The 15,156-nt window shown below is 71.7% G+C and carries 11 protein-coding genes; 4 read left to right on the top strand and 7 right to left on the bottom strand.

All coding sequences use genetic code 11. The annotated features are described in order from the left end of the window. Positions 1-54: 54 nt before the first annotated feature. Positions 55-1,407 carry a helix-turn-helix domain-containing protein gene (locus tag DEJ43_RS25455; protein ID WP_015036263.1) on the bottom strand — a complete coding sequence of 451 codons (1,353 nt, stop codon included), beginning with the start codon at positions 1,405-1,407 and terminating at the stop codon, positions 55-57. Between the two features lie 382 nt (positions 1,408-1,789). Continuing rightward, positions 1,790-2,815, bottom strand: coding sequence for an ATP-dependent 6-phosphofructokinase (locus tag DEJ43_RS25450; RefSeq protein WP_015036262.1), 1,026 nt, complete (start codon positions 2,813-2,815; stop codon positions 1,790-1,792). Between the two features lie 356 nt (positions 2,816-3,171). Here DEJ43_RS25450 and pta point away from each other — a divergent pair, with 356 nt between their 5' ends. The 3 genes from pta to pyk all read left to right on the top strand — a co-directional run bounded on the left by pta (position 3,172) and on the right by pyk (position 7,987). Then, entirely contained in the window at positions 3,172-5,253 is a 2,082-nt protein-coding gene (pta, locus tag DEJ43_RS25445) for a phosphate acetyltransferase (RefSeq protein WP_015036261.1), read from the top strand. Then, a complete protein-coding gene (locus DEJ43_RS25440) occupies positions 5,250-6,482 on the top strand; it encodes an acetate kinase (RefSeq protein WP_015036260.1) in 1,233 nt (410 codons plus the stop codon). The genes pta and DEJ43_RS25440 overlap by 4 nt, the downstream gene beginning before the upstream one ends. A gap of 74 nt (positions 6,483-6,556) precedes the next feature. After that, entirely contained in the window at positions 6,557-7,987 is a 1,431-nt protein-coding gene (pyk, locus tag DEJ43_RS25435; RefSeq protein ID WP_015036259.1) for a pyruvate kinase, read from the top strand. A 101-nt stretch (positions 7,988-8,088) separates the two neighbouring features. Here pyk and DEJ43_RS25430 read toward each other — a convergent pair whose 3' ends face one another. The 4 genes from DEJ43_RS25430 to DEJ43_RS25410 form a co-directional block, all read right to left on the bottom strand. Then, entirely contained in the window at positions 8,089-9,414 is a 1,326-nt protein-coding gene (locus DEJ43_RS25430; RefSeq protein WP_015036258.1) for a hypothetical protein, read from the bottom strand. After that, a complete protein-coding gene (locus tag DEJ43_RS25425) occupies positions 9,404-9,976 on the bottom strand; it encodes a DUF6114 domain-containing protein (protein WP_015036257.1) in 573 nt (190 codons plus the stop codon). Before DEJ43_RS25425 ends, DEJ43_RS25430 begins: the two co-directional genes overlap by 11 nt. Before the next feature lie 178 nt (positions 9,977-10,154). Beyond that, entirely contained in the window at positions 10,155-10,835 is a 681-nt protein-coding gene (locus DEJ43_RS25420) for a DUF6230 family protein (RefSeq protein WP_015036256.1), read from the bottom strand. Between the two features lie 601 nt (positions 10,836-11,436). Then, on the bottom strand, positions 11,437-12,414 hold the full coding sequence (locus DEJ43_RS25410) for a tetratricopeptide repeat protein (RefSeq protein WP_015036255.1): 978 nt from the start codon (positions 12,412-12,414) through the stop codon (positions 11,437-11,439). 298 nt (positions 12,415-12,712) lie between these two features. On the opposite strand from DEJ43_RS25410, the gene DEJ43_RS25405 reads away from it, so the two are divergent. Beyond that, positions 12,713-13,348, top strand: coding sequence for a TetR/AcrR family transcriptional regulator (locus DEJ43_RS25405; RefSeq protein ID WP_015036254.1), 636 nt, complete (start codon positions 12,713-12,715; stop codon positions 13,346-13,348). 102 nt (positions 13,349-13,450) lie between these two features. Here DEJ43_RS25405 and icmA read toward each other — a convergent pair whose 3' ends face one another. Then, the gene (icmA, locus tag DEJ43_RS25400) at positions 13,451-15,151 is read right to left on the bottom strand and encodes a coenzyme B12-dependent isobutyryl-CoA mutase large subunit (protein ID WP_015036253.1); all 1,701 of its coding nucleotides are present in this window, start codon (positions 15,149-15,151) and stop codon (positions 13,451-13,453) included. Positions 15,152-15,156: the final 5 nt, after the last annotated feature.

Raw genomic sequence — 15,156 nt, 5'->3', positions numbered from 1 at the left:
GCCGGCTCGGCCAACACCAGCTCCGGCGCGTACTCACTTCCCATCGGACAGGCCCTAGGGGCGTCGTTCGAAGGAGAACAGTTGCCCGGTCGCGTCCGGTGCGCAGGGTGCCTGGGCGAGGCGGGCCCAGGGGGCCGTGCGGTCGCCGACGACGGTGACGCAGCTGCCGGGGGTCGCCGAGCCGGCCGGGACGATCCGGTATCCCCGTACGGGAGTCCCGTAGGGCTCCAGGGCGAAGGCCTCCACGCGGCTGGGGTCCCCGCACTCGGAGTCCTCGTACGGGGCGTCGGGTATCCGGCCGCCGGACGGTATCCCGGAGCAGCCGGGGCCGAAGTCGGGGTGGTCCGAAACGATCCTCCACCGGCCGCCGCCCACCTCCGCGAGGGAGTAGAGCGGCACGCCCGCCTCGGCGCACGGCACCTGATGGATCTGCCCGGTACGGGTCCCGCGCCGCTCGGCGAGGCACAGCTCCGTGCCGGCCACCCGGATCCGCACGCCCCCGGCGACGGGGGCGCCCGTACGGGTCGGCTGCCCACTGTGCCCGGGGTGCCCCTGATGCCCTTCCCGGAGCAACGCGACGACACTGACCCCGGCGAGCACGAGCCCGGCCACCGCGACGACGGCGACGACGGCACGCCGTATCCGGGCGGGCGGGGTCACCGGCTCGCCGGTGCCCCCCTCGGACGTGGGCCACACGGGCGGGCCCCCGGCGGAGGCGGCGACTTCGACCCGATCCGGGTCGAGGCCGGTGGGGTCGGTGGGGCAGGCGGGGGTGCCCGGGCCGGCGGGGTCCGCGGGGCCGGTGGGGTCCGCGGGGGTGCCCGGACCGGTGGGGCCGGTGGGGTCCGCGGGGCCGGTGCGGCCGGTGGGGGTGCCTGAGCCTGCGGGGGTGCGCTGGCCTGCGTGGTCGTCCGCCGGGTCCGCCAGGTCGCCGGGGGTGACCAGACCTGTGGGGCTCCCCGGGTCGGCAGGCCCCTTCGCCGAGCCACCCGGGCCCCGCTCCACCGCGGGTCCCCACGCCTCGGCCCCGTCAGCCGCCTCCGTCCACGCCCCCGGCTCCCCCGGCTCCCCCGCCTCCCCCGGCCCCGCCGCTCCCGTCGTGTCGCCCAGCCCATGCCCAGCCCGCCCGGCGAGTGCGTTGCGGACCGTTCGCCACCGCGCCTCCTCCTCCCGCGTCGCCCCGCACGCGCGGACGAACGCGGTCAGGAGTTCCTCGCGGGGCAGTGTCGTGCGGGCCAGCATGTTCGCCACGGTGGAGCGGGGCAGGACGTCCCCGCCGGACTCCGCCCGGGCCGAGAGTTCGCGGTAGGTCAGGCCCGACCAGTCCTTGAGGGCCTGGAGACGCGCGAGGAACTCGGCGGGGGTGCGTGCGCCCCGCGGGTCAGGGGTGTGCCGCCCCGCTGTCATCCGCGCCTCTTCCCTCCGCCGGGCTTTGCCGGGCTCTGCCGGGCTCTGCCTGGCTCCGCCGTCTCCCCGGACAGGGGTTGGGACATGTCCGGGACAAGCCCCAAGCCTTGTTGATCTCACGCTCCGGCTCAAGAGTGGAACCCGGCATTTCCCGGGGGGTGATGCCGGGCACAGCGCAGTGGCCCCGACCGTCCACGGGGGGATGGTCGGGGCCACTCGGGTGTGTGCGGGTCCCGGTGGGAATCCGGGACAGGTCGGGACGGAGGTCCCGGCGGCGGGGCCGAAGGCCCTGGGGGTGGCGTGCCGATCAGGCCGGGCTCGCGACGCCTGATCGGCAGGCCGCCTTCTAGAAGACCGACCCGCCTGATCGGCAGGCCGCCTGCTAGAAGACCGACTCGGCCTCGCGCATGCGGTCCTCGGGGACCCTCTTGAGCTGGGTCACGGCCTCGGCCAGCGGCACCATCTCGACGCCCGTGCCCCGCAGCGCCGTCATCTTGCCGAACTCGCCCCGGTGCGCCGCCTCCACCGCGTGCCAGCCGAAGCGGGTGGCGAGCACCCGGTCGTACGCGGTCGGCGTGCCGCCGCGCTGGACGTGGCCGAGGATGACCGGGCGGGCCTCCTTGCCGAGGCGCCGTTCCAGCTCGACGGCGAGCTGGTTGCCGATGCCCTGGAAGCGCTCGTGGCCGAACTGGTCGATCTCGCCCTTCTGGTACTCCATCGAGCCCTCGGCCGGATGGGCGCCCTCGGCGACGCAGATGACGGCGAACTTCTTGCCGCGGGCGAAGCGCTCCTCGACCATCTTGACCAGGTCGTCGACCTGGAAGGGCCGCTCGGGCAGGCAGATGCCGTGCGCGCCGCCGGCCATGCCGGACTCCAGGGCGATCCAGCCGGCGTGGCGGCCCATCACCTCGACGACCATCACGCGCTGGTGGGACTCGGCGGTGGTCTTGAGGCGGTCCATCGCCTCGGTGGCGACGCCGACGGCGGTGTCGAAGCCGAAGGTGCGGTCCGTGGAGGAGATGTCGTTGTCGATCGTCTTCGGGACGCCGACGACGGGCATGCCGGCGTCGGAGAGCATCCGCGCGGCGGTCAGGGTGCCTTCGCCGCCGATCGGGATGAGGACGTCGATGCCGTACTCGCGGGCCAGGTCGGGGGCGGATTCGGCGGCTTCGGCGAGCCGGTTCCGCTCCAGGCGGGCGGAGCCGAGGATGGTGCCGCCGCGGGCCAGGATGCCGCTGACGGCGTTGAGGTCGAGGGGGCGGTAGTGGCCGTCGAGGAGGCCCTTGAACCCGTCCTCGAAGCCGATGACTTCGTCGTCGTGGCCGGTCAGCGCCCGGTGCACGACCGACCGGATCACTGCGTTCAGGCCGGGGCAGTCGCCGCCTGCGGTGAGAACTCCGATGCGCATCGTGCTGTGTCTCCTGCTCGGTCGCGTTCCGTTGTGAGCCATAGCGATTCTCACACGGCCGGTGTGGCGGGCGCGCTCGTGGCGGTTCCGCGCGTCCCTGCGGGGGCTGTCGCGGGGGCCTTTCGTCCCGGGTTCCGGGGCCCTTCGTCCGGCGGGCGACCTAGCTATCGGCGGGGGTATTGTCAAGGGGGTAATGCCGCCCTATCGGGGCTTTCTGAGCACAGCCGGTTGACGACGGAGTCGGTGGACGACACGGTCGGCCGACCGGCGTACGGGCCGCGAGCGTGCCGCGAGGGCGCCGCTCGCCCCGGCTCCGCGAGCCCCGTTTTCCGCAGGACTGGACAGGAGACCACGGCGTGACGCGCAGCGTGTACGTGACCGGGATCGACCGCGGTGACGGCCGCCAGGTCGTCGAGCTGGGAGTCATGGAGCTCCTCACCCGCCAGGTGGACCGGGTGGGGGTGTTCCGGCCGCTGGTGCACGACGGGCCCGACCGCCTCTTCGACCTGCTCCGCACCCGCTACCGGCTCACGCAGGACGCCTCGACGGTCTACGGCATGGACTACCACGAGGCCTCCGCGCTGCAGGCCGAGCGGGGCACCGACGAGCTGGTCTCCCAGCTGGTCGACCGTTTCCACGCGGTCGCCCGGGAGTACGAGGTCGTCCTCGTCCTCGGCACGGACTTCGCCGCCACCCAGCTCCCCGACGAGCTGGCGCTCAACGCCCGCCTGGCCAACGAGTTCGGCGCCTCCGTCATCCCGGTCGTCGGCGGCAAGGGCCAGCCGGCGGAGTCCGTACGGTCCGAGACGCGCAACGCCTTCCGGGCGTACGACGGACTCGGCTGCGACGTCCTCGCGATGATCGTCAACCGGGTGGCGGCCGAGGACCGGGCCGCCATCGCCGAGCGGCTCGCCGCCCGGCTGCCCGTACCCTGCTACGTCCTGCCGGACGAGCCGGCGCTCGCCGCGCCCACCGTCGCCCAGATCCAGCACGCGCTCGGCGCCTCCGTGGTCCTCGGCGACGACGCGGGCCTCGCGCGCGACGCGCTCGACTTCGTCTTCGGCGGCGCGATGCTGCCGAACTTCCTCAACGCGCTGACGCCGGGCTGTCTGGTCGTCACCCCCGGGGACCGGGCCGACCTGGTCGTCGGGGCGCTCGCGGCGCACTCGGCCGGCACCCCGCCGATCGCCGGTGTGCTGCTCACCCTGAACGAGCGGCCCAGCGACGAGATCCTCACCCTGGCGGCCCGGCTCGCGCCGGGCACCCCGGTCATCTCCGTGCCGGGCAACAGCTTCCCGACCGCCACCGAACTCTTCTCCCTCGAAGGCAAGCTGAACGCGGCCACCCCGCGCAAGGCGGAGACGGCACTCGGCCTGTTCGAGCGGCACGTCGACACGGCCGACCTGCTCAAGCGGGTCTCGGTGGCCCGCAGCGGCCGGGTCACCCCGATGATGTTCGAGCACGAGCTCATCGAGCAGGCGCGCGCCGACCGGCGCCGGGTGGTGCTCCCGGAGGGCACCGAGGAGCGCGTGCTGCGCGCCGCCGACGTGCTGCTGCGCCGCGACGTCTGCGACCTGACGCTGCTCGGCGACGTCGAGACCATCCGCAAGAAGGCCGCCGACCTGGGCGTCACGCTCGCCGGCACCCAGCTGATCGACCCGCAGACCTCGGAGCTGCGGGACTCCTTCGCCGAGAAGTACGCGGCGCTGCGGGCCCACAAGGGCGTCACCGTGGAGCTGGCGTACGACGTGGTCTCGGACGTCAACTACTTCGGCACGCTGATGGTCCAGGAGGGCCTGGCCGACGGCATGGTCTCCGGTTCGGTGCACTCCACGGCCGCGACGATCCGGCCCGCCTTCGAGATCATCAAGACGAAGCCGGAGGCGTCGATCGTCTCCTCGGTCTTCTTCATGTGCCTCGCCGACAAGGTGCTCGTGTACGGCGACTGCGCGGTCAACCCGGACCCGAACGCCGAGCAGCTCGCGGACATCGCGGTCCAGTCGGCGGCCACCGCGGCCCGCTTCGGCGTCGAGCCGCGGATCGCGATGCTCTCGTACTCCACCGGCACCTCGGGCTCCGGCGCCGACGTCGACAAGGTGCGGGAGGCGACCAAGCTGGTCCGCGAGGCGCACCCGGAGCTGCGGATCGAGGGGCCCATCCAGTACGACGCCGCCGTGGAGCCCTCGGTCGCGGCGACGAAGCTGCCGGACTCGGAGGTGGCCGGTCAGGCGACCGTGCTGATCTTCCCCGACCTCAACACCGGCAACAACACCTACAAGGCCGTGCAGCGGTCGGCCGGCGCCGTGGCCGTCGGCCCGGTGCTGCAGGGTCTGCGCAAGCCCGTGAACGACCTCTCGCGCGGCGCGCTCGTCAGCGACATCGTCAACACGGTCGCCATCACGGCGATCCAGTCCCAGGGTCAGGAGCTCCCGGCATGACCACACCCACCCGCGTACTGGTCCTCAACTCCGGCTCGTCGTCGGTGAAGTACCAGCTCCTGGACATGCGCGACGACAGCCGTCTCGCCCAGGGCCTCGTGGAGCGGATCGGCGAGGAGACCTCCCGGCTCGTGCACACCCCGCTGCAGGGCGGTGGCGCGAAGCGCGAGAAGAACGGGCCGATCGCCGACCACGCGGCCGCGCTGAAGTCGGTCGCCGAGGAGCTGGCGGCGGACGGCCTCGGGCTCGACTCGCCCGAGCTGGCGGCGATCGGCCACCGGGTGGTGCACGGCGGGCTGCGGTTCACCGAGCCGACGGTCATCGACGACGAGGTGCTCGCGGAGATCGAGCGGCTGGTGCCGGTGGCGCCGCTGCACAACCCGGCGAACCTCACGGGCATCCGTACGGCCATGGCGCTCCGTCCCGACCTGCCGCAGGTCGCGGTCTTCGACACGGCCTTCCACACGACGATGCCGGAGTCGGCGGCGCGGTACGCGATCGACGTGGAGACCGCCGACGCGTACCGGATCCGGCGGTACGGCTTCCACGGCACCTCGCACGCGTACGTGTCGCGGGAGACGGCGAAGCTGCTCGGCAAGGAGCCGGCGGAGGTGAACGTGATCGTGCTGCACCTGGGCAACGGCGCGTCCGCCTCGGCGGTACGGGGCGGCCGGTGCGTGGACACCTCGATGGGCCTGACGCCGCTGGAGGGCCTGGTCATGGGCACCCGCTCGGGGGACATCGACCCGGCGGTCACCTTCCACCTCAAGCGGGTGGCGGGCATGTCGGCGGACGACATCGACGTCCTGCTCAACAAGAAGTCCGGCCTGGTGGGGCTCTGCGGCGACAACGACATGCGGGAGATCCGGCGCCGGATCGACGAGGGCGACGAGCGTGCGGCGCTCGCCTTCGAGATCTACGTCCACCGGCTGAAGAAGTACATCGGCGCGTACTACGCGGTGCTCGGCCGGGTGGACGCGGTGGCGTTCACGGCGGGGGTCGGGGAGAACGCGGCGCCGGTGCGGGAGGCTGCGATCGCGGGCCTGGAGGAGCTGGGGCTCGCGGTGGACGCGGAGCTGAACTCCGTGCGTACGGACGAGGCGCGGCTGATCTCGCCGGACTACGCGCGGGTGGCGGTCGCCGTGGTGCCGACGGACGAGGAGCTGGAGATCGCCCGCCAGACCTTCGCTCTGGTGGGCGGAGAAACGCTCGGAGGAGTGAACGCCTGAGCGCCCCCGCGCCCATTTGTACTTTCCGCCAGTCGGAATATTCCGCAGTGAAACAAACCGATAGGATCCGCCTCATGCGCCGTTCCAAAATCGTCTGCACGCTGGGCCCCGCCGTCGACTCGTATGAGCAGCTGAAGGCTCTCATCGAGGCCGGTATGAACGTGGCCCGATTCAACTTCAGCCACGGGTCCCAGGCAGAACACCAGGAGCGGTACGACCGCGTCCGGCAGGTCTCCGCGGACACCGGCCGCGCCGTCGGCGTGCTCGCCGACCTCCAGGGCCCCAAGATCCGCCTCGAGACCTTCGCCGAAGGCCCGGTCGAGCTGGTGCGCGGTGACGAGTTCACCATCACCACCGAGGACGTCCCCGGCGACAAGTCCATCTGCGGCACCACCTACAAGGGCCTGCCCGGCGACGTCTCCAAGGGCGACCAGGTCCTGATCAACGACGGCAACGTCGAACTGCGGGTCGTCGAGGTCGACGGCCCCCGCGTCAAGACGATCGTCGTCGAGGGCGGCGTCATCTCCGACCACAAGGGCATCAACCTGCCCGGCGCGGCCGTCAACGTCCCCGCCCTCTCCGAGAAGGACGTCGACGACCTCCGCTTCGCGCTCCGCATGGGCTGCGACATGGTCGCCCTCTCCTTCGTCCGCGACGCCAACGACGTCAAGGACGTCCACAAGGTGATGGACGAGGAGGGCCGCCGCGTCCCCGTCATCGCCAAGGTGGAGAAGCCGCAGGCCGTCGAGAACATGGAGGCCGTCGTCGCCGCCTTCGACGCGGTCATGGTGGCCCGCGGCGACCTCGCGGTGGAGTACCCGCTGGAGAAGGTCCCGATGGTGCAGAAGCGCCTCGTGGAGATGTGCCGCCGCAACGCCAAGCCGGTCATCGTCGCGACCCAGATGATGGAGTCGATGATCACCAACTCCCGGCCGACCCGCGCCGAGGCGAGCGACGTCGCCAACGCGATCCTGGACGGCGCGGACGCGGTCATGCTGTCGGCCGAGTCCTCCGTCGGCGCATACCCGATCGAGACCGTGAAGACGATGTCGAAGATCGTCGCCGCGGCCGAGGAGGAGCTGCTCTCCAAGGGCCTGCAGCCCCTGGTCCCGGGCAAGAAGCCGCGCACGCAGGGCGGTTCGGTCGCCCGCGCGGCCTGCGAGATCGCCGACTTCCTCGGCGGCAAGGCGCTGGTCGCCTTCACCCAGTCCGGCGACACGGCCCGCCGCCTCTCCCGCTACCGCGTCCAGCAGCCGATCCTCGCCTTCACGACGGACGAGAACACCCGCAACCAGCTCACCCTGAGCTGGGGCGTCGAGTCCTTCGTCGTCCCGCACGTGGACAACACGGACGCGATGGTCGACCTGGTGGACGCCGAGCTCCTGAAGCTCCAGCGCTACAGCGCCGGCGACACGATGGTCATCACGGCCGGCTCCCCGCCCGGCGTCCCGGGCACGACGAACATGGTCCGCGTCCACCACCTGGGCGGCGGCGAACGGGCCTGACCCCTCGACGCGTGACGAAGCCCCCGTCCGATCCGGACGGGGGCTTCGCCGTACTCACGGCAGGTGCGCGGGACTTCCGGCTCTCGCCGGGGCCGCGGCCGTCAGCTGGGTTCGATCGTGTTGCGGAGGCCCGGGACGGTCAGGGTGCCGCCGAACTGGCCGGCCTGCATCACCACCACGTCGGTGAAGATGGCGAGCGGGACGTCCAGTGGGGGCGGGGTCGCCGGGCTGAAGGTGACCGGGAAGATGCCGAAGAGGTTGCCCTTCAGGGACTCCGTGTACATCGTCACCTTGCCGTTGTCGATGGTCGACTCCTTGCCCGGGGTCGACCGGACGTGGCCCGAGTAGCCCGGGGAGTGGACCGTCGTCTGGTGCAGGTCCTTGATCTTGACGTTGGTCGCCGTGAACTTCAGGACCTTCTTGATCTTGCCGCCGGCCGTCTTGACCTCGACGATGCCGTGGTACTTGAGGCCCAGCAGGGTGAGCTTCGTGCTGTCCAGTCGCCACGGGTCGTCCGGGAGCAGCGGGATGCCGGGCTCCAGTTCGGCCGCGGCCAGCGCCTCGGGGTCGGGCACGGGGCACGGGAAGCGCGGCTTGGCGCCCTCCGGTATGTCCTCGTCCTTCTTGGCGTCCAGGCCCTTGGCGCTCTCGGGGAGCTCCTCGACCTTCGCGCCCGCCTTCGCCGCGGCCTTCTCGATCTCGGCCTTCGTCTTCTCGGCCGCCGGGTCGGTGGCCGGCTTCGTCGGCGTCGGGTCGGCCTTCGGCGTGCTCGTGGCGGCCGGGGCCTTGTCGTCGGACGTCGCGGGCTTGGCGGCGGGGGCCGGGGCCTGCGTCGTCGGGGGCGCCGGGGTGGGCGTCGCCGTCGGCTTGGGGTCCGGGCCGTCGAACAGGTCCTTGAGCGCGTCGCCGAGGCCCAGCGGGTCGAGCGGGTTCTTCGACTTCGTGGGGGTGGGCGTGGCCGTCGGCGTCGCGGTCGGCGCGGCGGTGGCCTTCGCCCGCTCCTGAGTCTGGGACTGGGGCTGGGTCTGGGACTGGGCCTGCTGCGTCGGCTGGGCCGTCGCCTGCTGGGTCCCGGTCGGGGTCGGGTTCCCCGTCGGCGTGGCCGTCGCGGTCGGGGTGGCCGTCGCGGTGGCCGAGGGCGTCGCGGTCGGCTTCGGCTTCGCCGTCTCGGCGGGCTTGGTGCTCTCCTCCGGCGCCGGCTCGTCCGAGCGCGTCACGCAGGGGCCGGGCGCGAAGGGTATGTCTCCTTCGTCGGCCAGGGCGAGCTTGGGCGTGAGGCCCATGCCCACGAACACCGCGGTCGGCATGGCGGCCAGCGCCATCGCCTTGCCCGCGGGGCCCTGGATCCTGTTCAGCAGCGACTTGCGGGGAGCCGCGTGCCGCGGCCCCTGCTTCGCGAGCGCCGACTGAGTCTCGTCACCCCGCACTGTTCCTCCCGCCGTTGGCGTCGATCGTCGTGTCGGTCACCTGCTGTTCACCGTCGCGCTGCTCCGGGACTCCGGCCGCCACCACGGCCTGGGTCTCGGTGTCGTACGCGGGGTGGGCCTCCTCGGAGGCCTCCGGCGAGGCTTCGTGCTGAGCGTCGTCGGTCTCTTCGACCGGCTTCCCCGGCGCCCACGAGACGGACAGGCCGCCACCGGTCATGGAGAGCAGGAACCCGATGAAGAGGCCACCGAAGTTCGACACCGGGATGGAGACGAGCGCCAGGACGATCGCCGCGACGCCCGCGAACACCCGGACGATGGGCTGGAACCACATCGTCAGACCGAGGGTGATGAGCAGGACCCCGATGATCAGGGCGCCCGCTCCGGCGGTGGTCGCCAGGGCGAGGGTCATGTTCCCGAGTCGCATGTCGCCGTAGGGGAGGTACGCGATCGGTACGCCGCCCAGGATGGTCAACAGTCCGGCCCAGAAGGGGCGACTGCCCCGCCAGGCGCGGAAACGCTGCATGATCGGGACTCCGCGGGAAGCAGTGGACTCGGCGCTCATGGAAAACAGCTCCCTGGAAGCGGTTGTGCTGAAAGGTGGTACGGAGAAGGTGGGGCCGGCGCACGCCGTGCCCCCTGTCACCGCGGCTACGCGGCCACGAGGTGTCCGGCCGTGCGGGCGGGACCGTACGGGACGGCCCTCGCCCGCCGGCGGAGACGGAGCCCTAGGGGCCGAAGCCCTAGAAGCACTCCACGGCGCCGCGGTGCAGCGACAGCTTCAGGTCGGGGAGCTTGAAGGTGGCGGCGGTCGTCGCCCACGCCTTCTGCTTCACGTCCTTCAGCACGGCCTCGTCGGCACGCTGCGAGAAGCCGTACGGGTGCGCCTTGGACTCGGTGCCGGGCTGGATGCCGGGCTTGCCGTTCGGCTTGCCGTCGTTGTCCTTGCCGAGCGCACCGGCGGCCACGCCGATGTCGATGTTCTTGAACTCGGCGTTCGCCTCCAGCGAGGAGACGTCCAGGTAGATGCCCTTGGCGTAGACGCGACGGTCCTCGGTGGCGGTCTTGCCCTTCGAACCGGCCGACAGCTGGAGCGAGACCGTGCCGATGAACGGCACGTTGGGCGTCACGACGGACTGGCACATGTCCGTGATGTAGGCCTCGGAGAAGCCGGAGACCGCGACGGGCTCGGAGAGGTCTCCGCCCTTCAGGTCCTTGCCCTTGACATAGCTGCCGTACTGGACGAAGTCGTAGCCCTCGAGCTCCTTCGCCTTAACCTTGAACTCCTGGCCGGAGATGCTGAAGGACGCGGCGAGCACGCCCTGGGCCAGGCCGACACCGATCGCGGCCGTCGCGGCCACACTCGGGACCATGACGACGGCGAACCGCTTCCATCTGGTCCCGCCACGAACCTGGGACTTCATGAGAATTCCTCCTTCTCGGACGTACATCTCCGGAAGGGCGCGGGGCCCGTCCTGGGATGGGAGAAGAGCTACGTCCTCGGGAAGGAGAGCGCCGAGGCATCAGGCGGCGCGATGCGCGTCCGAATCACCGGCGATCACCCCCGAGCGACAACCACGGCCGCGCCTTGTCACGCGGCCTGTTTTCGGACAGGCCCCGTTCGGTGAGAGCGGGAACCCCCCTGTCCACGACCGGTGCCGGAACACCGGTCCGCCCGGTGGGGACCTTCGCCGCGTCCCGGTTGGTTGCCGGGGTGGTGCGGTTCGGACCGAGCGTCGCCGATCGTGGTCCATTCCGGGCGCTCGCACAAGGGGGTTCGTTACTGGCTAGTAACGGGTGGATAACCGCGTCATGGCGGGGCGGGGCCGTACGGGCACTCAGGGTGCGTTCGAGTGGCGCCTGATATCAGCAGATTGCCGGAAGAAGTCGGACAGAACCACAGGTTCGATTTACTGCAAGTAACAGCGGCCGCGATTACCAAGTTTTGGTAAAGCGCGGCCGCCTTTTGTCACCCTGCTGCCAAATCGTCGGACGATCCGGCGCGCCGGGAAGCCGGGCCGGGGGCTAGAACAGCACCCGGGCCAGGGCCTGCCGGGCCGCCGTGACCCGCGGGTCGTCGGCGCCGATCACCTCGAACAGTTCCAGCAGCCGGAGCCGCGCCGCGTCCCGGTCCTCGCCGGCCGTGCGGCGCACGGTCTCCACGAGGCGGCCGAAGGCGTCGGACACATGACCGCCCACCAGATCCAGGTCGGCGGCGGCGATCTGCGCGGTGACGTCGGCCGGGGCGTCCGCGGCGGCCTTGCGGACGGCGGACGGGTCCAGGTCCTGCACCCGGGCGAGGAGTTCGGCCTGGGCGAGGCCGAGCTTGGCCTCCGGGTGCGCCGGGTCGTCGGCGAGCACGTTCTTGTACGCCTGGATCGCGCCGGCCAGGTCACCCGCGTCGAGCGCGGACATGGCCGCTTCGAGGAGCGCGTCGTACGGGCCGACGGGCCGCGCGGCCCGCTCCGGGCCGCCCTCGGCACCCTCGGCGCCCGCGTCGACGGCGATGCCGGTCAGACCGAAGCGCTCCTCGCCGATCTGGATCAGCTGGTCGAGGGTCTCGCGGATCTGGGCCTCGGGCACCGCGCCCTGGAAGAGCGGCAGCGCCTGACCGGCGACCACCGCGAAAACGGCCGGAATTCCCTGGATGCCGAACTGCTGCATCAGCATCTGGTTGGCGTCGACGTCGATCTTCGCGAGCAGGAAGCGGCCGTTGTACTCGACCGCGAGACGCTCCAGAAGGGGGCCGAGCTGCTTGCAGGGCTCGCACCACTCGGCCCAGAAGTCGAGGACGACCGGGACCTCGGCGGAGCGCTGGAGCACATCGCGCTCGAAGCCCGCCTCGTCGACGTCGATCACCAGGGCGGACGGGGGCACGGCGGCGGGGCCGCCCTGCCGGGCGGCTTCGGCGCGCGCCTGCTCCGCCTTCGCCTTGGCCTCTCCGGCCGCCTTCACCGCGGCGAGGTCGACGACGCCGCTCATGGACATGTTTCGGGGCTGCATGGGTACATCCTCCCCCTTCCGCGCGCGTAACCGGTAAGCCATGGCTGAACCGTGCCGTCCGCACGCCTCCCGCCGGTGTGCGAGACGTGGGCCGACACGGTTCGTCGTCTTCGGTTCGCGCCGGGTCCCCACCCGGCGCCTTGGTTGTCGCTCAGGCCGCTCATTGCCTTTCGCTACAGGTCGTAGCGTAACTCTCCGGGGAGACCCGGCGGGAGGGCGCGGAGCCGATCCGTACGGTGAACTGGCTCACACGACGGGCCTCTGGCGCCGTACCTACCGACGGGTATGGTCGACGTCCATGTGCAGCTTCACCAACCCCCGCACCCACCGCACCGGGCGCCCCCGTTCCACCGAGGCCGACACGGCCATCCTGGAGGCGACCCGCGCGGCCCTGGTCGAGCTGGGCTGGTCCAAGCTGACGATGGGGGACGTGGCCGGCCGGGCCGGGGTCGCCAAGACGACCCTGTACCGCCGGTGGGCCAACAAGAGCGAGCTCGTGGTGGACGCCGTCGCCGTTCTCTTCGATGAACTCGAACTGCCCGACCTGGGTTCCCTCCAGGCCGACATCGAGCACGTCGTGCTCCAGTTCGCGGCCCTGCTCGAACGCCCCGAGACCAAGACGGCCCTGATGGCGGTGGTGGCCGAGTCGACCCGTGACGAGCCGCTGCGCAAGCGGATACGGGCCTCGATCGTCGACCGGCAGAAGCGGCTCGTGCTGGAGGGCCGGATGCGGGCGCAGCGGCGCGGCGAGCTCCCGGCGGACCGGGACCCGGTCGCGGTGGACGCCACCGACGACCTGATCTTCGACGTGATCGCGGGCGCGGTCGTGCACCGCGCGCTGGTCAGCGCGGAGCCGGTCGACGAGCCGTGGGTGGCGCGCCTGTCGGCGCTCCTGGTGGGCGGCCTGGGCGCGGCGGCGGCGGCCGGCGTCTGAGGACCCCGGCCTGGGCGCGGCGGCGGCCGGCGTCTGAGGACCTCATGACGGTGGGGCGGTACGGGAGTTCCCGTACCGCCCCACTCGTCCGTGCGGGAGGGGTCAGAAGCCCGGGGGCTCCGTGTAGACGCCCCACTCGTCGCGCAGCGCGTCGCAGATCTCGCCGAGGGTGGCTTCGGCCCGTACGGCCTCCAGCATCGGGGCGATCATGTTCGAGCCGTCCCGGGCGGCGGCGAGCATCGCGTCGAGCGAGGCGCGGACCTTGGCGTCGTCACGGCGTTCCTTGCGCTCGCCGAGCACCCGGACCTGCTCCCACTCGACCTCGTGGCTGACCCGCAGGATCTCCAGGTCGCCGGTGACGGAGCCGTGGTGGACGTTGACGCCGACGACCCGCTTGTCGCCCTTCTCCAGGGACCGCTGGTACTGGAAGGCGGACTCGGCGATCTCGCCGGTGAACCAGCCGTCCTCGATGCCGCGCAGAATGCCGGAGGTCATCGGGCCGATCGGGTGCTGCCCGTCCGGGTGGGCGCGGCGGCCGCGCTCCTTGATCTGGTCGAAGATCTTCTCGGCGTCGGCCTCGATGCGGTCGGTGAGCTGCTCGACGTACCAGGAGCCGCCGAGCGGGTCGGCGACGTTGGCGACGCCGGTCTCCTCCATCAGCACCTGCTGGGTGCGGAGCGCGATCTCGGCGGCCTGCTCGCTGGGGAGCGCGAGGGTCTCGTCGAGGGCGTTGGTGTGGAGGGAGTTGGTGCCGCCGAGGACGGCGGAGAGGGCTTCGACGGCGGTGCGGACGACGTTGTTGTACGGCTGCTGGGCGGTGAGGGAGACACCGGCGGTCTGGGTGTGGAAGCGCAGCCACTGGGCCTTGTCGGTCTTGGCGCCGTACACCTCCTTCATCCAGCGGGCCCAGATCCGGCGGGCGGCGCGGAACTTGGCGATCTCCTCGAAGAAGTCGAGGTGGGCGTCGAAGAAGAAGGAGAGGCCGGGGGCGAAGACGTCGACGTCGAGGCCGCGGCTGAGGCCGAGTTCGACGTAGCCGAAGCCGTCGGCGAGGGTGTACGCGAGTTCCTGCGCGGCCGTCGCTCCGGCCTCGCGGATGTGGTAGCCGGAGACGGAGAGCGGCTTGTACGCGGGGATGCCCTGCGCGCAGTGCTCCATCAGGTCGCCGATGAGGCGCAGATGGGGCTCGGGCTCGAAGAGCCACTCCTTCTGCGCGATGTACTCCTTGAAGATGTCGGTCTGGAGCGTGCCGTTGAGCACGGCGGGGTCGACGCCCTGGCGCTCGGCGGCGACCAGGTACATGCAGAAGACGGGCACGGCGGGCCCGGAGATGGTCATGGACGTGGTGACGTCGCCGAGCGGGATGTCCTTGAAGAGGACCTCCATGTCGGCGGCGGAGTCGATGGCGACACCGCAGTGGCCGACCTCGCCGAGGGAGCGGGGGTCGTCGGAGTCGCGGCCCATGAGGGTCGGCATGTCGAAGGCGACGGAGAGGCCGCCGCCGCCGGCCGCCAGGATCATCTTGTAGCGCTCGTTGGTCTGCTCGGCGTTGCCGAAGCCGGCGAACTGGCGGATGGTCCAGGTGCGGCCGCGGTAGCCGGTCGGGTGGAGTCCCCGGGTGTAGGGGTACTCGCCCGGCCAGCCGATGCGCTCGAACCCCTCGTAGGTGTCGCCGGGCCGGGGCCCGTAGACCGGCTCGACGGCGTCGCCGGAGAGCGTGGTGAAGTCGGCGTCCCGCTTGCGGGCCTTGTCGTAACGGGCCTGCCAGCGACGGCGGCCTTCCTCGATGGCGTCAGCGTCCATGCTTC

This window comes from Streptomyces venezuelae ATCC 10712 (assembly GCF_008639165.1).
Lineage (GTDB): Bacteria > Actinomycetota > Actinomycetes > Streptomycetales > Streptomycetaceae > Streptomyces > Streptomyces venezuelae.
Note: the sequence above shows the minus strand (reverse complement) of the source record. Positions and strands in the feature narration are given on the sequence as shown.

Coding starts and splice junctions, on each gene's coding strand:
- DEJ43_RS25450 (WP_015036262.1), bottom strand. CDS start 2,815: ATGCGCATCGGAGTTCTCACCGCAGGCGGCGACTGCCCCGGCCTGAAC.
- DEJ43_RS25425 (WP_015036257.1), bottom strand. CDS start 9,976: ATGAGCGCCGAGTCCACTGCTTCCCGCGGAGTCCCGATCATGCAGCGT.
- DEJ43_RS25405 (WP_015036254.1), top strand. CDS start 12,713: ATGTGCAGCTTCACCAACCCCCGCACCCACCGCACCGGGCGCCCCCGT.
- pyk (WP_015036259.1), top strand. CDS start 6,557: ATGCGCCGTTCCAAAATCGTCTGCACGCTGGGCCCCGCCGTCGACTCG.
- DEJ43_RS25440 (WP_015036260.1), top strand. CDS start 5,250: ATGACCACACCCACCCGCGTACTGGTCCTCAACTCCGGCTCGTCGTCG.
- icmA (WP_015036253.1), bottom strand. CDS start 15,151: ATGGACGCTGACGCCATCGAGGAAGGCCGCCGTCGCTGGCAGGCCCGT.
- DEJ43_RS25420 (WP_015036256.1), bottom strand. CDS start 10,835: ATGAAGTCCCAGGTTCGTGGCGGGACCAGATGGAAGCGGTTCGCCGTC.
- DEJ43_RS25410 (WP_015036255.1), bottom strand. CDS start 12,414: ATGCAGCCCCGAAACATGTCCATGAGCGGCGTCGTCGACCTCGCCGCG.
- DEJ43_RS25455 (WP_015036263.1), bottom strand. CDS start 1,407: ATGACAGCGGGGCGGCACACCCCTGACCCGCGGGGCGCACGCACCCCC.